Genomic DNA, 19,332 nt, shown 5'->3' with positions numbered 1-19,332 from the left:
CCTTCAAGCCTGCACTCTGCGGGTTCACAGGTCGAGCACCAGGTTGCCGTTCGGGCGGGCGCAGCAGATCAGGACGTGGCCGTCGCCAGGCGGGTCGAGCGGTTCTTCGAAATAGTCGGCCTCGCCTTCGATCACGGCGGTCGTGCACGAGCCGCAGATTCCGGCGCGACACGAGAATTCGGGATCGAGGCCGTTCTCCTCGGCGAAGACCAGCAGGGACTGTGCTGCCGCGTCCCATGGCACGATCCGGCCCGACCTGCGGAATTCAACGAGAGGTTCCGTGCCCGCCAATGGTCGGGCGATAAGTGAAGAAACGGATTCCGGGTTGCTTCCTTCGTTCGAGGCGCGCCCGTCGCCGGCGAGGCTGGCGGGTCCGAAGACCTCGCTCGCGATCCGTTCGGGCGTGATGCCGAGCGAGCGGATCAGCCCATGGACGGCGTCCATGAAAGGGGGAGGGCCACACAGATAGACGTCATAGTCGTCGAGCGGCAGCAGACTCTGCAGTGCCTCGCGGGTGACGAGGCCTTCGCTGTGAAAGCGGCCAGCTCGCCGGTCGGCATCTGTCGGAAATCGGTAGCAATAGTGTACGCTGACATGGGCATGGTCCGCCGCGATGGCATCGACCTCGTCGCGCAGCGCATGCACCTCGCCATTGTCGCAGGCATGGATAAAGAAGACGCGCCTGCCGGCATCGGCAGCCAGCGCATGAAGCATCGAGACCAAAGGCGTCAACCCGACGCCGCCGCTCAGCAGAACGACGGGACGCGAGCTTTCATCGCGCAGGACGAACTCTCCGCGCGGCCCATCCACCAGAAGGATGTCGCCGACCTCGACCGCGTCATGCAGGAAGCAGGAACCGATCCCGTCGGGCAGCCCCGCAGATGGAGCAGCCTCACGCTTCACGGTGATCCGGTAGCGCCCCGCCTCCGCGGAAGGTGACGACACGCTGTAGGTGCGCGGCACGAACCGGCGTTCCGTTGAAGAGGCGCAGCGCAGCACGAGGACCTGGCCGGGCCTGAATGGGCGCCATCCTTCGCGCTCTACCGGCGCGAGCTCGAAGGACGTGATCGTGCTGCTCTCGCGCCTTTTGGCGAGAACCTTGAGCTCGCGGAAACCGCTCATCCGGGGCGCGCTCACGAAGGACGCCCTATTCCGCGGCGGCGAGCGAGGAGGCGCGCTCGGCCTCGATGAGCTGCGTCAGCCGGCGGCGAAAACGGAGCGGGCCATTGTCGATCTTGAGGTCGAGATTGGGCGTGCGCTTGTCGTCCATGCCTTTTTGCACGGCTGTCAGTACGGCGCGGTCCTCCTCGAATGCGCCCCTGACCGAGGTTGCGAACTGTGCGGAAATCTCGGCGTCGTTCGGCGCGAAGTTGCGCATCTGGAACCAGTAGTAGCGGGTCCGGCGCTCATCGATCGGGGTCATGAAATTGTAGCTGTCCATCAGGAACACGTCCTGATGGAACGGACGGCCTTCGCCGCCACTCCCAGCCGGCGCGAAAATTGCCTTGATGATCGCATTGCTGGGATAGCGGACTTCATAATGCTGCTTGCGATCGCAATGTCCGCTGAACTTCAGGAACGGCGCATAGAAGGGTGCGGGCGGAGCATCCATCATCCAGCGCCAGACGGTCACTCCGTCTTCCCCGACCGTCGTCTGGAGGGGAGTCTCCTCGGTTCCGGCGCCGCCGAAGGAGGACTGATGAACCCACGCGACATGCGAAGGGTCGAGCAGATTGTCGGTCATGTAGAGGTAGTTGCAGTCGATCGTCATGCCATCGCCCTGGTTGATGCCCCAGGCAGGATCGCCCCAGTGATCGACCGCGAAGATTTCGGCAGGGTCGGCCAGCGACGCCTCGCCCATCCAGATCCAGACCAGGCCGTAACGCTCCGCGACCGGATAGGAACGGACCCGAGCGACATGAGGAATGCGTTCGGCGCCAGGCACGCGCGTGCAGGTTCCGGTGCCGTCGAAGGTCAGGCCGTGATAGCCGCACTCGACCGTGTCGCCCTTGATGCGACCCATGGACAAGGGGAGCTTGCGATGCGGGCAGGCATCCTCCAGGGCTGCCAGTGTGCGGTCCTGCCTGCGGAAGAGAACGATCGCCTCGCCCAGCATCGTGACCGGATGCAGCGCGGTGCCGATCTCGCGATCCCATCCAGCGACATACCAAGCGTTTCTCAGGAACATGACGGCTTCCCCGCGCAATCGACAGGCCAATTGTTAAGCGCGCTGCGAGCCGGGACGAAGCGTTACGAATTGCAATCTATATTAGAAAAACTAAAATGACTGATCGCTCCGCAGAGAGGTCTTGGTGCCGAAACAGCTACCGTTGAAAGCCATGCAAGCCTTCGAGCATGTGGCGCGGCACGGCAGCGTCACGAAGGCCGCTCTTGAACTCGGTGTCTCGCCAGGAGCGGTTAGCCAGCAGATCCGCAAGCTGGAGGAGCATCTCGGGCTCCATCTGCTCGAGCGTAGCGGCAAGGGGGTCGAGCTGACATCCTGGGGCAGGATGTATCAGAAGGGCCTGGCGGCGGCGTTCGACGATCTTCGCCAGACGCATGCCGCCCTCGATCACGCGCGGGCGAGCGGCGGCCTCGTCGTGAGTTGCCTGGCTTCAGTGGCCAGCCGGTGGATCGGCCCGAAACTCTTTGACTGGCACGCACTCCATCCGGCCGCGAAGGTTCGCCTGATCGGCGCCGAAGCGGAGCCGGTGCTGCACCACGATCCCTTTGATTTCCGCATTTCATATGGCGAAAAGAGCAAGGGGTTCGCCCATTTCACCGAGCTGTTTACCGATTGGGTCGTGCCGGCCTGCGCGCCCTCTCTGATTGCCGGACACGATGTCAGCACCGCCGACGATGTCTTGCGCCATCCCTTGATCGGCATCGAATGGGAACAGCAGCATCGTCCGGCCCCGACATGGCGCGAGTGGGCAGCGAGCGTCGGCGGAAATCTGCGCCGGGTCGAGACCGAACTCGCCTTCTCCCTGTCGAGTTCCGCTCTGGACGCCGCAGTCAACGGGCACGGCTTCGCTCTCGCCCAAATGGCGATGATCGCCGAAGACCTCGCAGCCGGACGCCTGGTGATCCCTTTCGACCATCGTCTGCAACTGAGCGACCCCTATTTTCTAGCCTGGGACCGCGCAGCGCTGGACAAGCCGTTCGGAACGGAATTCAGAGCTTGGGTCGTCGCGCTGTCGAAAAGTCAGGCCAAGTTGTCTGCCGGCGGCTAGGCGTACCGGAAAAGCGGTTGCACCGAAGACAATCGCATGCGCGCCGTTGAACCTCGCACGAACCCATCCATGGCATCTCCGGGATGGCGAGACGTTCCGCCCGTAGTGACCGCAATAGGTCGCGGGCTTATCGCAGGGGTCAGCGAAAAATGTCCGCTTCCGGGTAGCACGCCAACGTCAGCAGTTGGCGCACCGCTAGGGTCGCGTTGTTTACCGCCTCAGCATCCGACAAAGGGCAAAACTGAAGCCAAAGTTGCCTTGCTGCCTCAGCTTCTCGATCTGCTGGCACTGCCAAGGGCGGTCATGCCGACCATATCTGGCTGTTTGAGGTCGAGCGGACGTGATTGACGAGGAACTCGTTGAACACCCGGATCTTGGCCGGCAGGTGGTCGCGGTTCTGATAGGCAATGTTCATGGTCAGCATCGGTAGCTGCCAGTCGAGCAGGACGGGTGTCAGGCGCCCCGCCTCGATATCGGCCTGCACGATGTAGAGCGGCTGGATGAGGATGCCGAGCCCCGCGATTGCGGCCTGGCGGATCACCTGCCCGTCATTGCAGTCGAGCGCCGCGCCGATCCGCACGATCCGCTCGGTATCCCCCCTGGTCAAGCGCAGCGAGAACGGGTCGGCGGCGAGGTTATAGACCAGCATGTCGTGCTGGGCGAGGTCGGCCGGGGCCGCGGGCCGCCCGCGCTCCTCCAGATAGGCGGGGGAGGCGGCGAGGACCCGCCGCATCCGCCCGAGCCGCCGCACCATGATATGGCTGTCGGGCTCGTGCAGGCGCGTGCGGATGGCGACGTCGATGCCGGCCTCGATGAAGTCGAGATAGCGGTTGGCGACGGCGATGTGGACGCCGAGCTTGGGGTAGAGCTTGCGGAACGCCGGCAGCATCGGTGCCAGATAGATCGTCGCAAAGGACAGGGAGCTAGTGACGCGCAGCACGCCCTGCGGCGCGAGCGTATGGGCGTTCACCGCATCCTCGGCCTCGCCGAACTCGGTCAGCAGCGCGCCGCTGCGCTGGTAGAACTGCTCGCCCGCCTCGGTCAGCCAGAGCCGGCGCGTATTGCGCTCGACCAGCCGGGCGGCGAGGCGCTCTTCCAGGGCGGCGAGGTGCCGGCTGGCGGCGGCGTTCGACATGCCGAGCGCTTCCGCCGCGCGCGACAGGCTGCGCAGCTCCGCCGTCTTCACGAACACCTCGATCTGCGTGAGCCGGTCCATATTTCCGATTTCCGCAAAAGAGAGTTCCTGAAGCTCAGCTTTATTTCCGGCTTTCGCAAGTCTTAACTCGCCGGACAACGACGGCCCAAGAACGATGGCCTAAGGTCGAGGAAACGCCATGTCCGGTCCGGTCCGCCACATCGTGATGTGGCGCTTGCGTGGAGACACGCCGCAGGAGCGCGCCGCTGCCCGCGCCAAGGTCAAGGCTGCCTTCGAGGGGCTTCGGGGCCGCATCGACGGTCTCACCCATATCGAGATCGGCGCGGACGTCAGCGGTGTCGACTATGCCTGCGATGTCGTTCTGGTCAGCGAGTTTGCCGATCGCGCTGCGCTGGAAGCCTATGGCAGCCATCCCGAGCATCTGAGGGTCCGGCAGGAGCTGGCCGATCTCAGGATCGCGCGCTTCCAGGTCGACTATCTCGCCGACGCGGACACCCCGGTCTTTGCCGGAAGCGATCTGCACCGCCACCGCGAAGTCGTCGCCGGCGAGTGAGCCGGCACCGCCCGATCAACGTCTCTTCCGCAGGGAGTCCCCGATGATCGAGACCTTCACCTATGAGGCTCTCCCGTCCCGGGTCCGCTTCGGGCGTGGCACGATCAAGGAGGTCGCGGCGGAGGTTCAGCGGCTCGGCGCCCGGCGGGCGCTGGTGCTGACGACGCCGCAGCAGACGGCCGCGGGTGAGCGTCTTGGTGCCCTGCTCGGCTCCGCCTTGGCCGGGTACTTCGCCGAGGCGACGATGCATACGCCGGTCGAGGTGACGGAGCGGGCGCTCGAAACCCTGCGCGAGACCGGGGCCGATTGCGTCGTGGCGCTGGGCGGCGGCTCCACCACCGGGCTCGGCAAGGCGCTGGCGCTGCGCACCGGCGTGCCGCAGATCGTTATCCCGACCACCTATGCCGGCTCGGAGATGACACCGATCCTCGGCCAGACGGAAGCTGGCCGCAAGACGACGATCCGCTCGCTCGACGTGCTGCCCGAGACGGTGCTCTACGATGTCGAGCTGACGCTCAGCCTGCCGCCGATGCTGTCGGCGACCTCGGGCGTCAACGCCATGGCCCATGCGGTCGAGGCGCTCTACGCCAGGGACCGCAATCCGATCATCTCCCTGATGGCGGAGGACGGCATCCGCACCTTGTCCTCCGCCTTGCCGATCCTCGTTCACGAGCCGGCGAACCTGGAGGCACGCACCAACGCGCTCTACGGCGCCTGGCTCTGCGGCTGTTGCCTCGGTGCGGTCGGGATGGCGCTGCACCACAAGCTCTGCCACACGCTGGGCGGCAGCTTCGACCTGCCCCATGCCGAGACGCATACCGTCGTCCTGCCGCATGCGGTCGCCTACAACGCGCCGGCCGCGCCGGAGGCGATGGCCGCGATCCGCCGGGCGCTCGGCGCCCCCGACGCGGCGCAGGGCCTGTACGATCTGGTGCGCGCGCTCGGCGTGCCGCTGTCGCTGGCGCAACTCGGTATGCCGGAGAGCGGAATCGAGACGGCAGCGGACATCGCCGTCGAGAACCCCTACTGGAATCCGCGACCGGTCACGCGCGACGGCATCCGCAACCTGCTCGCCAAGGCCTTCGCAGGCGAGCGGCCGCGGGCCGCCATCGCCGAAGACGAGGCGGCCTGAGCATGGCGCGCCGCATCCTCATCTCGGGCGCCACCATCCTCTCGATGGACGCCGCCACGGGCGACCTGGATCGGGGCGACATCCTCGTCGCGGACGGCAGGATTGCCGCCATCGCGCCCCGCATCAAGGCTGACGATGCCGAGCGCGTCGACGCGGCCGGGCGCATCGCCGTGCCAGGCTTCGTCAACGCCCATATGCATAGCTGGCAGACCGGCCTGCGCGGGCTCGCGGCCGACTGGACGCTGCTCGAATATTTCCGCTGGGTGCATGCCGGCCTCGCCACCCTCTTCACGCCGGAGGATATCGGCATCGCGACGCTGATGGGCGCGCTCGGCCAGATCGACGCCGGCACCACGACGCTGGTCGACTGGTGCCACAACAACCCCACGCCCGAGCACACCGACGCCGCCGTCGAGGCGCTGACGGAAAGCGGCATCCGCGCCGCCTTCTTCCACGGCTCGCCCAAGCCCGATCCCAAGCCCGGTGAGCCGCATTTCTCGGAGGTGCCGCATCCGCGCGCCGAGGTCGAGCGTTTGCGGCGCGGCCGTTTCGCCGGCGATGACGGCTTGCTGACGCTCGGCCTCGCCATCCTCGGCCCGCATTACGCGACAATGGAGGTCGCGCGGGCCGACTTCCGCCTCGCCCGCGAATTCGGCCTCGTCGCCTCGATGCACCAGGGCGGTGGCGCGGCGAAGACGCCGGGTGGATGGGAGCAATTGCTCGCCGAGGGGCTGGTCGGGCCCTGCATCAACATCGTGCATGGCAACGACCTCTCGGACGAGCTGTTCGCGCGGCTGGTCGATCTCGGCGCCTCTTTCTCCGTCACCCCGGAAAACGAGATGACGCAGGGCCATGGCTTCCCGATCACCGGCCGGCTGCTGGCGCGGGGCGTGGCGCCCTCGCTCGGCGTCGATCTCGAATCCGTGCTCGCCGGCGACATGATGGGCGTCGCGCGCATCGCGCTCGGCATGCAGCGCGCGCTCGACAACGCAGAAAGCCGCCGCCAGACCGGCGCGATTCCGCCGACCTCGACGATTCCCGTCCGTCAGGCGCTGTCCTGGATCACCATAGCGGGCGCGCGCATGCTGGGCCTCGATCACCGCATCGGCTCGCTCGCGTTCGGCAAGCAGGCCGACATCACCCTGATCGACGCGCGTGCGCTGCATCTGCAGCCGGTGCACGATCCCGCCGCCACCGTGGTGATGCAGGCGGGGCGCGGCGACATCGAAGCCGTGATGATCGCCGGCCGCTTTCTCAAGCAGCATGGAAGGCTGCTGGCCGGAGGGCTGGACGGAAAGGTTGCCCGTCTCGCCGCCTCCGGCACGCGTATCGTCGAAGAGCTTCGTCGCGGGCAACGGGCGGCTTGAGGACAGCGGAATGACCGACACACAAACCATAGGCTGGATCGGGCTCGGCAAGATGGGGCTGCCCATCGCGATCCGTCTCGCGGCGGCCGGGCACGACATCGCAGGCTTCGATCGCGACCAGGAGCGCATCGCCGCAGCGTCCGCAGGCGGTGTCAGGCCCGCCGCCACGCTCCTCGATGCGGCCGGACGCGACATCGTCTTCACCTCGTTGCCGGACGACAAGGTGCTGGCTGCCGTCGCACTGTCCGGCGGGCTCTTCGACGCGATGCGCAAGGGCGCGATCCTGGTCGAAACCTCGACCGTCAGCCCGACGATCTCCGCGGAAGTGGCGCGGGAGGCGGCGCAGCGCGGCATTCTCTATCTGCGCGCGCCGGTCTCCGGCAACGCCGCCATCGCCCATACCGGCAACCTGACCTGCTTCGTCTCGGGGCCGCGCGCCGCCTTCGACAGCTTCCTGCCGATCGCGCAGGGCTTCACCCGCGCCCAGAAGTATCTCGGCGAAGCCGAGGAGGCCCGCTTCGCCAAGCTCGCCGTCAACCTGATGATCGCGGTCTCTGCCGCGATGATGGGCGAGAGCGTCGTGCTCGCGCGCAAGGGCAATCTCGCCTGGCAGGACATTCTGGACGTGCTGACCAACAGCGCGGTCGGCTCGCCCATGGTCCACTACAAGGCGAAAAGCCTGGAAACGCGCGATTTTTCGCCGACCTTCTCCTGCCAGCAGATGGCCAAGGATCTCGATTTGATCATCGGGGCCGGCCATGCCGCTGACATGGCCATGCCGCTGGCGAGCCTGACGCGCGAAACCTATGGCGCCCTGATCGGGCGCGGCGAAGGCGAGGCCGATTTCATCTCGACGGTACGCCTCGCCGAATGGCTCGCAGGCCTGGGCGAGCCCGAGCTCGGCAGGAACGAAGGGAGGGTCGAATGAGGAATTTCGATCAGGACAGCATCACCCAGGCCGTGCTCGAGCGCATCGCCGACGCACCGGATGCCCGAACCCGCCAGATCAGCGAAGCCCTCGTCCGCCACCTCCATGATTTCATCCGCGAGATCCGTCCGACGCAGGAGGAATGGGCGAAGGGCATCGCCTTCCTGACCGATACCGGCCAGATGTGCACCGGGGCGCGGCAGGAGTTCATCCTGCTCTCCGACACGCTCGGCGTCTCCATGCTGGTCGACGCGATCAACCACGACCATCAGAGCGCCGTCACTGAGAGCACCGTGCTCGGCCCGTTCTATGTCGAGGGCCCGCCCGAAGCCGCTCTGGGCAGCGACATCTCCGGCGAGCTGCCGGGCGAGCCGATGTATGTCTCCGGCTCCGTCACCGCTGCCGATGGCAGTCCGCTCACGGGGGCGATCGTCGACGTCTGGCATTCCGACGAGGACGGCTATTACGACGTCCAGCATTCGGAGGACGCGGCCGATCTCGTCGCCCGGGCGCGCTTTCGCACCGACGCGCAGGGCCGCTTCCATTTCTGGTCGATCAAGCCGGCTGCCTACCCGATCCCGCATGACGGGCCGGTCGGCAAGATGCTGGAGGCGCAGGGACGCCATCCCTGGCGGCCGGCCCACGTCCATTTCATGATCGCGGCGCCGGGATACGAGAAGCTCGTCACCCACGTCTTCGTCGCCGGCGACCAGTATCTCGATTCCGACGCCGTCTTCGGCGTGAAGGATTCGTTGATCAGCGATTTTGCGGCGCATCCGGCAGGCACCGCTCCGGATGGAAGAACGCTCGACCGGCCCTGGTGCCACCTGACCTACGATTTCCAGCTCAACCCTGCGCCGGGACGTGCGCAAGGCGCGGGCTGAGCCCAGCAATCATCGACTGCAATCGAGAGAGCCCGGTCAGCGGGCCAATCGGGAGGAAGAAACCAATGTTGACCAGACCATCCCCGGATGGCGCCGCCACGGAAACGGCACTGGCGCGGTTGGCCGATACGCTCGGCTCGCGCGTCAGCCGCGCCCCCGGCGTCCTCGCCGACCATGGCCGCAGCGAGGCCTATCATGCGGCCTCGCCGCCTGATCTCGTCACCTTTCCGGAAACCACCGAGGAGGTGCGCGACATCGTAGCGGTTTGCCGCGATCTGCTGCTGCCGGTCATCCCGTTCGGCGCCGGTACCTCGCTCGAAGGCAACGCTTCAGCGCCGCTGGGGGGCGTCTGCATCGACATGTCCCGTATGGACAAGGTGCTGGCGGCGAGCCCGGAGGACATGGATGTGCGCGTCCAGCCCGGCATCACCCGCAAGCAGCTCAATGCGCAATTGCGCGACACCGGGCTGTTCTTCCCGATCGATCCCGGCGCCGACGCCTCGATCGGCGGCATGGCCTCGACGCGCGCCTCGGGCACCATGGCGGTGCGCTACGGCACGATGAAGGACAATGTGCTCGGCCTCGAGGCCGTGCTCGCCGATGGCCGCGTGATCCGGACGGCACGGCGCGCCCGCAAATCCGCCGCCGGCTATGACCTCACCCGCCTGTTCGTCGGCGCGGAAGGGACGCTCGGCGTCATCACCGAGGTGACGCTCAAGCTCCATCCCCAGCCCGAGGCCATCTCCTCGGCGGTCTGCAGCTTTCCGGACCTGAAGGCCGCGGTCGACACGGCGATCGCGGTCATCCAGTCCGGCGTTCCGGTGGCGCGCATCGAACTGCTCGACGCGGTGATGATGCGCGGCATGAACCTGCACGCCGGGCTCGGCTTGCCGGAGGCGCCGCATCTCTTCTTCGAGTTCCACGGCTCGAAGAGCTATGTTGCCGAGCAGGCCGAGACGGCGCAGGCGCTGGCCGGCGAATTCGGCGGCCAGGGCTTTGCCTGGGCGACCACGCCGGAGGAACGCAGCCGTCTCTGGCGGGCCCGCGACAACACGCTCTATGCCGGGCTCGCCTTGCGGCCGGGCGCGCGCGCTCTGGTCACCGATGTCTGCGTGCCGATCTCGCGCCTGGCCGAATGCCTCGTCGCCACCGCGGCGGACATCGAGGCGGCCGGGCTGATCGCTCCGGTCGTCGGCCATGTCGGCGACGGCAATTTCCACCTCCTTGTTTTGATCGATCCCGCCAACGCCGAGGAACTCGCCCGGGCCAAGGCCTTCAACGAACGCCTGGTGCGGCGGGCGATCGCGCTCGACGGCACCTGCACCGGCGAGCACGGCATCGGCCTCGGCAAGATCGATTTCCTCGAGTTGGAACTGGGCGAGGCCGTCGATGCCATGCGCCTGGTGAAGCAGGCGCTCGATCCGCTGGGGATCATGAACCCCGGCAAGATCTTCCGTTCGCCCGCGCAGATCGGAGGCGCGTCATGAGCGCGATGACGGCGATGAAGCCCGACTTCGAAGCGGCTGCCCCGCCGCCTGTCACCGCCGAAGGCGTGCCGCTCTTCGAGCTCAGGGGTATCTCCAAGACCTTCCCCGGCGTGAAGGCGCTCGACGACGTCTCCTTCGCTCTCTGGCCGGGCCAGGTGCACATGCTGCTCGGCGAGAACGGCGCCGGCAAATCCTCGCTGATGAAGGTGCTGTGCGGCGCCTATCAGGCCGATGCTGGCGAATACTTCCACAAGGGCGAGAAGGTCGAGATCCGCTCGCCGGCGGATGCCCGCAAGCTCGGCATCGCCGTGATCTTCCAGGAGTTCTCGCTCGTCCCCTATCTCGACGTGGCGCAGAACATCTTCCTCGGCCGCGAATTCCCGTCGCGCATTCCCGGTCTCGTCGACCGCCGGCGGCTCTATCGTGAGGCGCAGGCGGTGCTCGACCTGATCGGCCTCGATGTCGATCCCAGGACCAAGGTCCACACGCTCGGCGTCGCTCAGCAGCAGATGGTCGAGATCGGCAAGGCGCTGTCGCAGGACGCGCGCATCCTCGTCATGGACGAGCCGACCGCCGCGCTCTCCGATCGCGAGACCGAGCGCCTCTTCGAGGTGATGCGCCAGCTGCAGGCGAAGGGCGTCGCCATCGTCTACATCTCGCACCGCATGGCGGAGGTGTTCGCGCTCGGCGACCGGATCACGGTGCTGCGCGACGGCAAGCTCGTCGGCCGGGCGCGGCCGGGCGAGACCACGCCGGATGCGCTGGTGCGCATGATGGTTGGCCGCACTGTCGACATGAGCTATCCGCGCAACTTCGCGCAGCAGCCGGGCGAGATCGTGCTTGAGGTCAAGGGCCTCTGCGCCAAGAACGGCATCCGCGACATCGACCTGACGGTGCGCGCCGGTGAGATCGTCGGCCTGTGCGGCCTGGTCGGCTCCGGCAGGACCGAGGTCGCGCGCGCCGTCTTCGGCGCCGACGAGGTCACGGCTGGCGAGATCAGCATCTTCGGAAAGGCCAGGCGCGGCGGGCCCGACGCTGCCGTCTTCGCCGGTGTCGGCCTCATCCCGGAAAGCCGCAAGATCGAAGGCCTCGCGCTGATCCGCACGGTCGCCGACAACCTCGCCGTCGCCGCTTTGCCCAAGCTCTTCCCGAACGGGATGTTCTCGCCGCGCCGGGCGCAGCGCTCGGCCGAGGAGCTGATCAAGCGGCTGCGGATCGCGACACCATCGCCGAACCAGAGCGTCGCGCTGCTCTCCGGCGGCAACCAGCAGAAGGTGGTGATCGGCAAGTGGCTCGCCGCCGGCACAAGGCTGTTCATCTTCGACGAGCCGACCCGCGGCATCGACGTCGGCGCCAAGTCCGAGATCTTCGCGCTGATCGACCAGCTCGTAGCCGATGGCGCCGCGGTGCTGATGATCTCCTCCGAGCAGGCCGAGATCGTCCATGTCTGCGACCGCGCCTACGTGATGCGCGACAAGCGCCTCGTCGGCGAACTCTCCCGCTCCGAACTCTCCGAAGAGAACATCGTCCGAATGGGGATGCACCATGACTGATCAGGCGATCTCCTCTGCTTCACCGCGTCTCCCGGCAGTGCCGGGCGTGGCCGTCGCGCTGGTCGGGCTCTCGCTGCTCTTTTCGCTGGCGAGCCCCGGCTTCCTCACCGCCGGCAACCTCTCCAACGTGCTGGTGCAGTCGGTCATCCTGCTGCTGCTGGCCCTGCCGATGACGCTGATCATCATGACCGAGGGGCTCGACCTCTCCATGGGCGCGGTGCTGACACTGGCCTCGCTCGTGCTGGCGCTGATCGTGGTCGCGACGCAGTCGCTGGCGCTCGCCCTGATCGGCGCGCTCGCGGTCGGCCTCGCCTTCGGCCTCCTGAACGGCTGGCTGATCGCCGGACTCTCGATCCCGCCCTTCGTCGCCACGCTCGGCACGCTCGGAGCGGCGCAGGGGCTCGCGCTCGTCGTCAGCGACGGCCAGAGCGTCGTCGGCATCCCGCGCTTCGTGCGGCTGGTCTATTCCGGCGACATCCTCGGCATCCCGACGCCGATCCTGATCGGCGCGGGCTTCTACGCACTCTTCCACATCCTGCTCTACCACACCCGCTTCGGCACCTATATCTGCGCGCTCGGCGGCAACCGCGATGCGCTGACGCTCGCCGGCGTGGCCTGGAAGCGCCTGCTCGTCGCCGTCTACATGCTCGGCGGCGCGATGGCCGGGTTCGCCGCCCTGCTGATGACCGCGCGCATCAACGCCGGCCATCCGACCGCGGCGATCGGCCTGGAGTTTGATGCCATCGCCGCGGTGGCGCTGGGCGGAACCTCTTTCGACAAGGGCAATGGCTGGCTCTTCGGCACGCTGCTCGGCGTGCTGACGGTCGGCGTACTGCGCAACGGCCTCAACCTGATGGCCGTTCCCTCCTCCGTCCAGGTCGCCTGCATCGGCGCCCTTGTCATCGCCGCCCTTCTCGTCGACAGCCTGCGGAGCACCAGGTCATGAGCATCGCCAGCGACGCCTCCACCCGCTCGGCCGGCTTCCACCTCTCGCGCGAAACGCAGCAGCTTGCCTATCGCTTGCTGGCGGTGGCTCTGCTCTGCGCCGCCCTGAGCGTCGCGACGGAAGCCTTCTTCACCGCCAACAACATCCTCAATGTGCTCAGGCAGGCGAGCCTGCTCTTCTTCCTGGCCTCGGGGCTGACGCTGGTGATCCTGACCGGCGGGCTCGATCTCTCGGTCGGCGCCAATATCGGCCTCTCCGCCTGTTTCGCGGCGACCGTGATCAAGGCGACCGGCTCGCCCGTGCTCGGCACGCTCGTGGGCCTCGCCACGGGGCTCGCCATCGGCATCTGCAACGGGCTGATGGTGGCCAAGCTCAGGATCCCGTCCTTCATCGCCACCTACGGTATGCTCTGGGTGCTGCACGGCATCACCTACTACTACATGGCCGGCGAGACCATTCACGGCTTCCCGCCCGGTTTCCGGCAGATCGGCTCGGGCTATTTCCTCGGCGTGCCGATCCCGGTCTATCTGATGCTGGCCTTCCTGCTGGCGGGCACGATCTTCGCCCAGCGCACGATCTGGGGGCAGCAGATCTACGCCATCGGCGCCAACCCGGTCGCGGCGCGCCTCACCGGCATCCCGGTCGATCGCCGCCTGATCCTGGTCTACGGCTTCTCCGGCGCCATGGCGGGCGTCGCCTCGATCGTCTTCCTCGCCCGGCTGAACTCGGCCGAGGGCGATATCGGCGAGGCCATGACGCTGCCGGCGATCGCCGCGGCGCTGATCGGCGGCGCCTCGCTGTTCGGCGGCGTCGGCAGCGTCTTCGGCACCTTCATCGGCGCCCTGATCCTGACGCTGGTGCTGAACGGCATGAACCTGCTCGCCGTCAACGCCAACTGGCAGCCGCTGGTCACCGGCCTGATCGTCATCCTCGCCGTCTGGTTCGACATGGTCGGCCGTCGGCGCGCCTGAACCAAGCAACACAACCGAAGAACCAAAGGGAGGAAACAACCATGTCGAAATCGAAACTTCTGGCCGCAGCACTGCCCGCCATCCTGATCTCCAGCGCAGCGCTCGCCGCCGGCGAGACGATCGCGGTCTTCACCAAGAACCAGACCAACCCCTATTTCCAGACGGTCCGGGTCGGCGCCGAGGTCGCGGCCAAATCGCTCGGCGCCAAGGCGGTGCATTACATCCCGACCAAGCCCGACTCGATCCCCGAGCAACTCAGCCAGGTCGAGGACGTTATCGTCAAGAAGCCCAGCGCCATCGTCTTCGTGCCCGTCGATTACAAGGCGATGGTGCCGGGCGTGGAGCAGATCAACGACGCCAAGATCCCGATCGTCAACGTCACCGACCGCAGCGCCGGGGGCAAGTTCCTCGCCTTCGTCGGGGCAGACGATTACAGCCTCGGCTTGGAGACGGCGCGCTTCCTGCTCAAGGAGATCGGCGGCAAGGGCAATGTCGTGATCCTCGAGGGCGTCAAGGGCTCGCTGACCAATATCGACCGGGTGCGCGGCTTCAACGATGCGATCAAGGAGTTCAAGGAGGTCAAGCTGCTCGCCAGTCAGCCGGCCAACTACCAGCGCCTGCAGGGCCTGCAGGTCATGGAAAACCTGATGCAGTCCCATGCGCAGATCGACGGCGTGCTCGCCGCCAACGATGCGATGGCGATCGGCGTGATCGAGGCCCTCGACGGCGCCAACCGCAAGGCCAGGGTCATCGGCATCAACGGCACCAAGGAGGCGGTCGACGCCATCAAGACCGGCAAGCTCCTCGCCTCGGGCGACTATAACGGCTTCCTGCAGGGCTGCATCGGCACCCTCGTCGCGATCCGGGCCCTACGCAACGAGCCGATCGTCACCGAAGTGGTGCTGAAGCCGACCGTGGTGAACGCATCGAACTTCCAGCCCTACGATATCCCTCTGGAAACGCGTAGCTGCCCGAGCTGGAGCGAGGCGGCGGCCCTGGCCAGCAAGCCGAACTGACCCTCACCGTCGTCGCGGCCGGGGGTGTCCTCCCGGCCGCTACAGGAGCACATCGCATGCTGTTCGTGATCCATGCCCTCGACAAGCCCGGCGCGCTCGGCGCCCGCCTGGCTCATTACGACGCGCACAAGGCCTTCCTTTCCGACACCTCTGCGCTAAAGGTCGAGATCGTGATGTCGGGTCCCCTGGTCGCCGACGAGGCCTCGACCATGATCGGCAGCCTCTTCGTCGTGGAGGCGGCGGACCTCGCAACCGTGGAGCGCTTCAATGCCGCCGACCCGTTCCGCGCCGCCGGGATATGGGAGCGCATCGCGATCACCGGCTTCATCAGGCGCCAGGGCTGAATACGATAACTGACCGAGCGTTTCAGGAGAGAAGACATGGCTAAGGATGGACGCCCGATCCGGGTCGTCGGAATGTCGGGCAGCCTGCGGGCCGGATCCTACAACACCGCCGCACTCAAGGCCGCCATTGCGCTGGCGCCCGAGGGGATGACGATCGAGACCGCCGAGATCGGCGACCTGCCGCTCTACAATGACGATGTTCGTGTCGCGGGCTATCCGCCGGCGGCCCAGCGCCTGCGCGACCAGCTCGAGGCCGCCGACGCGATCCTGTTCGTGACGCCGGAATACAATTACTCGATTCCGGGCGTCCTCAAGAACGCGATCGACTGGGCTTCGCGCCCGCCGAGCCAGCCTTTCGACAACAAGCCCGTGGCGATCATGGGGGCGAGCGGCGGCATCTTCGGCACTGCCCGGGCGCAGTATCAATTGCGGCAGATGCTGATCTTCCTCAACGCCTTCCCGCTCAACAAGCCGGAGGTGATGATCGGCTCGGCTCAGACCAAGTTCAACGAGGATGGCCGGCTCACCGACGAGGCCACGGCCGGCTTCATCCGCCAGCTCCTGGAAGCGCTGCGCGACTGGCGCGATCGGCTCGGCTAGAGCATTTTCGAGCGAAGTGGATACCGGTTCGCGTGAAGAAAATGCGACAAAATAAACGGTTGGAGCAGTTTCGCGATTCGGAGAAACGCGGAACTGCTCTAGACTCCGCGCTCGCGCCCCTGCGCGGACGATGATCCGGCGCCCTGACGACGAGCTTCCTGCAGGCGCCTTGCGGGAGGCAAGCGATGATCATCCGAGGACCACCGCACGAAGCTTCATCAAGTCGGTTGGCTAAGTCTCAGGCTTCAGAAAATCTCCTACCCGCGCGATCCGGTGTGAGATCCCGGCAAGATGGCGGCATTCGCGCCCAAGCCTTGTGTCGTCATTTGAGTCGCCCACGAGCCAATGTCCGATATCTGGAAGCTTATTCAACTTCCGTTATCGGCGCACGGCTGACGGGTAGCCGTAGCGGAGGCGCGATGGCTGGGTTGGGTGGGGGAGCAGGCATCCACACCCCAGCGCCCACCCGGCGGTCAAGCGCCGCCACATATTCTTATCAGTTCAACGACGCGTTTCGTCCGCAGAGCGGACGTTCAGACTGACCCGCCATCCAGGTACGGTTTGAGGCTTACTTATATCGCCGTTTAGTTATATAACTGAGTCGTTACATATCGGATATCCGCCATGAGCGCCCTCGATCAGTCCTTTGCGGCCCTGGCCGATCCCACCCGCCGCGCCATCATCACGCGGCTGGCGGAAGGTGAGGCGACGGTGCAGGACCTCGCCCGCCCATTTTCCATCAGCCAGCCGGCGATCAGCCGCCATCTGAAGGTGCTTGAGGAGGCGGGACTGATCGAAACCCGCATCGAAGGCGCCGCCCGCCCCCGCCGCCTGAAACCGGACGCCGTCGCGGCGCTCTGGGACTGGCTCGGCCAATACCGCGCACTTTGGGAGACGCAGTTCCAGAGGCTGGATGCGGTTCTCGACGGCCTGTCAGACACAACGGAGCAGACATCTTCCGACAACCCTGAAAGGAGCACATCATGAACATGACCCTGGACCTGACCGTCGCATTGGACGGCGAAACCGATATCATCGTCCGTCGCGATTTCACCCATCCACCCGCCCGCGTCTGGCGGGCGCTGACCGAGCCTGCGCTGATCCGTCAGTGGCTGGGATCGGACGACATGACGCGCTGCGAGATGGACCTGCAGCCGGGCGGGACCTTTCGCTTTGAATGGGAAGCGTTCTTTTTCTCGGGACCGATCCTGACCGTCGATGCCCCGCATCACATGACCCATGTCGAATATTTCAACGGCGATACGACTTCGGGTGCAACGATCATCACCGATCTGGTCGCGCGCGGAACAGGGACCCGCATGACCCAGGTAATGCGCTATGCAAATCACGAGGCGCGGGCCGCCGCGATTGCTAACGGCTTCACCGATGGCCTGGACGAAGTTTATGAGAAGCTTGAGGTGCTGCTGACCGCTGAATGAAATAGCGGTGTATGAGGCAGACCTGACATCGGCCATTTGCTGACCTTCAAAGGGTCCGCTTGCAGATAGTCAGCCTAGCAAGCGAGGCCGCCGGAGCGAGTCGGAACAGACTGATTTCGAGCAAACCCGGGACGGGTCAACCCAGCTCGATCATGCGTTGGACGTCGCTGTTGCGTTCCTCGAGATGCTGCAGCAGCGGATCGAGATGGGGAACGCGATCGCCCGCTGCGGCGAACGGGATCACCTCCCGAACCAGTGTGTGGAGCTTGCTTGTGACCGAGCCAAGCGGTGTGGCCTTCCTGATATCGACGGCCTGAGCCGCGACGAGAAGCTCGATTGCCGCGATAGAGCGGCACAGGCTTGCAACCTCTGCCGTCTTCCTTGCCGCCAGCCCCGCCATGCCGGCCCGGTCGAGATTGCCGTTGGAGTGGCTGGAACTGGCGAGTTCATGCACCACGGGTGCGGTAGCCAGCCTCGCCTCCGAGGTGATCGCTTTATGAAACTGGGCGAGGCCGTTGAAGCCCGGCAGGCCGACGCCGTCCTCCTCGATCAGGCCCACCGTCAGCCCGGACCAGAAGGAATCGACCAGCTTGGCGACTCGCTCGGCGGAAGCCGTCACGACCGGCGCGAAGGCAAGGCGGGCGATGTCGAGCGCCATCGACAGCGAGACCGTGTCGAAATTGGCGACCGAGACGAGCGAGCGATCCTCGAGCGAGACGATCGGGTTGTTCTGGCTCGAGCGGAACTCGGTCTCGACCTGGCGATAAGCGAAACCAAGGCTGTCGGCTGCCGTGCCGTGCAGCAAGGGCAGCGAGCGGAAGCTCAAGGGATCCTGCAGATGGCGCGGCCCACCCTTGGTGAAGAGATAGCTGCCGTCGAGATAATGACGAATCCTGGCACCATGCCGCTTCAGCCCGGCAAAGGGGCGCGAGCGCAAGGCGGCCTCGGAGACGATCGACGGGTTGGCGGCGAAGCCCTCCATGCTCAGCGCGGCGACCAGGCTCCACAGATCGAGACTGCGCTGCAAATCCGCCATGGCGAGCGCCGCTGTCCCGAGCGCGAGCGAGCTGGAATTGAGCAGTGCCAGCGCCTCGCCGGCCTGCAGCTCGATATCGCCGTAGAGCGCGAGCGCAAGATCGGTGATCGGGGCCATGTCGCTCTGGCCCATCGAGCCCCAAATGTGGACGTCGATCTGCCGGTCGGCATTGAGGGCTGCAGTGAGTCGCTCGGCGAGCAGCGGCCGCACACCGAGGCGCCCGCTCGCCATTGAGTTGAGCAGGACGAGCATCATCGCCCTGACGGCTTCGGGCGAGGCGAGGGGGCCGTGCGCGACGTTGTGGGTGAGCAGCAGGCGGCGGTTGAACTCGCCGATGCGCTCAGGGGCGAGCGGGACGCCGGTTTTGGCGCCGACGCTGGTGGTGACGCCATAGACCTTGTCGCCGCGCGCCACGGCTTCGTCGACGATTGCGCGGGCCGCCTCCATGCGTTCAACGGCATCCGGCGTGACGGAGACGGGCGTCTTTTGCCTGGAGACGCGGACGATCTCGTCGATCGTCAGATCGAAGCCGGTGATGTCCACATGGCTCATGGCAGATCATCCTGTTGCTGTGCAGCCGGCGCGCCGGCAGGCTCTGCCGATCCTGTCATTAAGGGGAAGCCGGGGCAGGGGGCGGACCGTCACATCAATTTCATCATGCGAAACACGGCGCCGGTTCTCAGCCAG

The 19,332-nt window shown here is 66.3% G+C and carries 19 protein-coding genes; 15 read left to right on the top strand and 4 right to left on the bottom strand.

Annotated elements, in window-relative coordinates:
- Positions 1–24: 24 nt before the first annotated feature.
- Together B6S44_RS07945 and B6S44_RS07940 are read right to left on the bottom strand one after the other, a co-directional pair.
- Positions 25–1,122: a 2Fe-2S iron-sulfur cluster-binding protein gene (locus tag B6S44_RS07945; RefSeq protein WP_129156318.1), complete on the bottom strand. Its 1,098-nt coding sequence runs from the start codon at positions 1,120–1,122 to the stop codon at positions 25–27.
- 25 nt (positions 1,123–1,147) lie between these two features.
- Positions 1,148–2,188, bottom strand: coding sequence for an aromatic ring-hydroxylating dioxygenase subunit alpha (locus B6S44_RS07940; protein ID WP_129156316.1), 1,041 nt, complete (start codon positions 2,186–2,188; stop codon positions 1,148–1,150).
- Between the two features lie 124 nt (positions 2,189–2,312).
- Here B6S44_RS07940 and B6S44_RS07935 point away from each other — a divergent pair, with 124 nt between their 5' ends.
- Complete coding sequence (locus B6S44_RS07935) at positions 2,313–3,233, top strand: LysR family transcriptional regulator (protein ID WP_248309511.1); 921 nt, start codon at positions 2,313–2,315, stop codon at positions 3,231–3,233.
- Between the two features lie 301 nt (positions 3,234–3,534).
- Here the strand turns inward: B6S44_RS07935 and B6S44_RS07930 are convergent, their stop codons facing one another.
- Positions 3,535–4,449 (bottom strand): LysR family transcriptional regulator, encoded by a 915-nt coding sequence (locus B6S44_RS07930; protein ID WP_129156314.1) that lies wholly within the window; start codon positions 4,447–4,449, stop codon positions 3,535–3,537.
- Between the two features lie 118 nt (positions 4,450–4,567).
- On the opposite strand from B6S44_RS07930, the gene B6S44_RS07925 reads away from it, so the two are divergent.
- The 14 genes from B6S44_RS07925 to B6S44_RS07860 all read left to right on the top strand — a co-directional run bounded on the left by B6S44_RS07925 (position 4,568) and on the right by B6S44_RS07860 (position 17,609).
- Complete coding sequence (locus tag B6S44_RS07925; RefSeq protein ID WP_129156312.1) at positions 4,568–4,942, top strand: Dabb family protein; 375 nt, start codon at positions 4,568–4,570, stop codon at positions 4,940–4,942.
- A gap of 43 nt (positions 4,943–4,985) precedes the next feature.
- Positions 4,986–6,074 carry a maleylacetate reductase gene (locus B6S44_RS07920; RefSeq protein ID WP_129156310.1) on the top strand — a complete coding sequence of 363 codons (1,089 nt, stop codon included), beginning with the start codon at positions 4,986–4,988 and terminating at the stop codon, positions 6,072–6,074.
- Between the two features lie 2 nt (positions 6,075–6,076).
- Positions 6,077–7,441, top strand: coding sequence for an amidohydrolase family protein (locus B6S44_RS07915; protein ID WP_129156308.1), 1,365 nt, complete (start codon positions 6,077–6,079; stop codon positions 7,439–7,441).
- Between the two features lie 10 nt (positions 7,442–7,451).
- Complete coding sequence (locus B6S44_RS07910) at positions 7,452–8,369, top strand: NAD(P)-dependent oxidoreductase (RefSeq protein ID WP_129156306.1); 918 nt, start codon at positions 7,452–7,454, stop codon at positions 8,367–8,369.
- Positions 8,366–9,253, top strand: a complete 888-nt coding sequence (locus B6S44_RS07905; protein WP_129156304.1) for an intradiol ring-cleavage dioxygenase — start codon at positions 8,366–8,368, stop codon at positions 9,251–9,253. Before B6S44_RS07910 ends, B6S44_RS07905 begins: the two co-directional genes overlap by 4 nt.
- Before the next feature lie 65 nt (positions 9,254–9,318).
- Positions 9,319–10,740 (top strand): FAD-linked oxidase C-terminal domain-containing protein, encoded by a 1,422-nt coding sequence (locus B6S44_RS07900; RefSeq protein ID WP_129156302.1) that lies wholly within the window; start codon positions 9,319–9,321, stop codon positions 10,738–10,740.
- A 5-nt stretch (positions 10,741–10,745) separates the two neighbouring features.
- A complete protein-coding gene (locus B6S44_RS07895; protein ID WP_465246097.1) occupies positions 10,746–12,293 on the top strand; it encodes a sugar ABC transporter ATP-binding protein in 1,548 nt (515 codons plus the stop codon).
- On the top strand, positions 12,286–13,239 hold the full coding sequence (locus tag B6S44_RS07890; protein ID WP_129156300.1) for an ABC transporter permease: 954 nt from the start codon (positions 12,286–12,288) through the stop codon (positions 13,237–13,239). Before B6S44_RS07895 ends, B6S44_RS07890 begins: the two co-directional genes overlap by 8 nt.
- Complete coding sequence (locus B6S44_RS07885; protein ID WP_129156298.1) at positions 13,236–14,210, top strand: ABC transporter permease; 975 nt, start codon at positions 13,236–13,238, stop codon at positions 14,208–14,210. Before B6S44_RS07890 ends, B6S44_RS07885 begins: the two co-directional genes overlap by 4 nt.
- Before the next feature lie 41 nt (positions 14,211–14,251).
- Positions 14,252–15,226 (top strand): sugar ABC transporter substrate-binding protein, encoded by a 975-nt coding sequence (locus B6S44_RS07880; protein ID WP_129156296.1) that lies wholly within the window; start codon positions 14,252–14,254, stop codon positions 15,224–15,226.
- 56 nt (positions 15,227–15,282) lie between these two features.
- Complete coding sequence (locus tag B6S44_RS07875) at positions 15,283–15,570, top strand: YciI family protein (RefSeq protein WP_129156294.1); 288 nt, start codon at positions 15,283–15,285, stop codon at positions 15,568–15,570.
- A 36-nt stretch (positions 15,571–15,606) separates the two neighbouring features.
- Positions 15,607–16,170 (top strand): NADPH-dependent FMN reductase, encoded by a 564-nt coding sequence (locus B6S44_RS07870; RefSeq protein ID WP_129156292.1) that lies wholly within the window; start codon positions 15,607–15,609, stop codon positions 16,168–16,170.
- A gap of 624 nt (positions 16,171–16,794) precedes the next feature.
- Positions 16,795–17,157 (top strand): ArsR/SmtB family transcription factor, encoded by a 363-nt coding sequence (locus B6S44_RS07865; protein WP_129156290.1) that lies wholly within the window; start codon positions 16,795–16,797, stop codon positions 17,155–17,157.
- On the top strand, positions 17,154–17,609 hold the full coding sequence (locus tag B6S44_RS07860; protein WP_129156288.1) for an SRPBCC domain-containing protein: 456 nt from the start codon (positions 17,154–17,156) through the stop codon (positions 17,607–17,609). The genes B6S44_RS07865 and B6S44_RS07860 overlap by 4 nt, the downstream gene beginning before the upstream one ends.
- A gap of 136 nt (positions 17,610–17,745) precedes the next feature.
- Here the strand turns inward: B6S44_RS07860 and B6S44_RS07855 are convergent, their stop codons facing one another.
- Complete coding sequence (locus B6S44_RS07855) at positions 17,746–19,197, bottom strand: aromatic amino acid ammonia-lyase (RefSeq protein WP_129156287.1); 1,452 nt, start codon at positions 19,195–19,197, stop codon at positions 17,746–17,748.
- Positions 19,198–19,332 lie beyond the last annotated feature (135 nt).

Source organism: Allobosea sp. Tri-44 (assembly GCF_004123845.1).
GTDB lineage: Bacteria > Pseudomonadota > Alphaproteobacteria > Rhizobiales > Beijerinckiaceae > Allobosea.
The sequence above is the reverse complement of the archived record's forward strand: the minus strand, read 5'-3'. Positions and strand labels throughout refer to the sequence as shown.

Bases quoted from the DNA above. Each gene is read 5' to 3' on its own strand.
- B6S44_RS07910 (WP_129156306.1), top strand. From the start codon at position 7,452: ATGACCGACACACAAACCATAGGCTGGATCGGGCTCGGCAAGATGGGG.
- B6S44_RS07895 (WP_465246097.1), top strand. From the start codon at position 10,746: ATGACGGCGATGAAGCCCGACTTCGAAGCGGCTGCCCCGCCGCCTGTC.
- B6S44_RS07860 (WP_129156288.1), top strand. From the start codon at position 17,154: ATGAACATGACCCTGGACCTGACCGTCGCATTGGACGGCGAAACCGAT.
- B6S44_RS07925 (WP_129156312.1), top strand. From the start codon at position 4,568: ATGTCCGGTCCGGTCCGCCACATCGTGATGTGGCGCTTGCGTGGAGAC.
- B6S44_RS07945 (WP_129156318.1), bottom strand. From the start codon at position 1,122: ATGAGCGGTTTCCGCGAGCTCAAGGTTCTCGCCAAAAGGCGCGAGAGC.
- B6S44_RS07855 (WP_129156287.1), bottom strand. From the start codon at position 19,197: ATGAGCCATGTGGACATCACCGGCTTCGATCTGACGATCGACGAGATC.
- B6S44_RS07900 (WP_129156302.1), top strand. From the start codon at position 9,319: ATGTTGACCAGACCATCCCCGGATGGCGCCGCCACGGAAACGGCACTG.
- B6S44_RS07940 (WP_129156316.1), bottom strand. From the start codon at position 2,188: ATGTTCCTGAGAAACGCTTGGTATGTCGCTGGATGGGATCGCGAGATC.
- B6S44_RS07880 (WP_129156296.1), top strand. From the start codon at position 14,252: ATGTCGAAATCGAAACTTCTGGCCGCAGCACTGCCCGCCATCCTGATC.
- B6S44_RS07885 (WP_129156298.1), top strand. From the start codon at position 13,236: ATGAGCATCGCCAGCGACGCCTCCACCCGCTCGGCCGGCTTCCACCTC.
- B6S44_RS07930 (WP_129156314.1), bottom strand. From the start codon at position 4,449: ATGGACCGGCTCACGCAGATCGAGGTGTTCGTGAAGACGGCGGAGCTG.
- B6S44_RS07865 (WP_129156290.1), top strand. From the start codon at position 16,795: ATGAGCGCCCTCGATCAGTCCTTTGCGGCCCTGGCCGATCCCACCCGC.
- B6S44_RS07905 (WP_129156304.1), top strand. From the start codon at position 8,366: ATGAGGAATTTCGATCAGGACAGCATCACCCAGGCCGTGCTCGAGCGC.
- B6S44_RS07890 (WP_129156300.1), top strand. From the start codon at position 12,286: ATGACTGATCAGGCGATCTCCTCTGCTTCACCGCGTCTCCCGGCAGTG.
- B6S44_RS07870 (WP_129156292.1), top strand. From the start codon at position 15,607: ATGGCTAAGGATGGACGCCCGATCCGGGTCGTCGGAATGTCGGGCAGC.
- B6S44_RS07875 (WP_129156294.1), top strand. From the start codon at position 15,283: ATGCTGTTCGTGATCCATGCCCTCGACAAGCCCGGCGCGCTCGGCGCC.
- B6S44_RS07920 (WP_129156310.1), top strand. From the start codon at position 4,986: ATGATCGAGACCTTCACCTATGAGGCTCTCCCGTCCCGGGTCCGCTTC.
- B6S44_RS07915 (WP_129156308.1), top strand. From the start codon at position 6,077: ATGGCGCGCCGCATCCTCATCTCGGGCGCCACCATCCTCTCGATGGAC.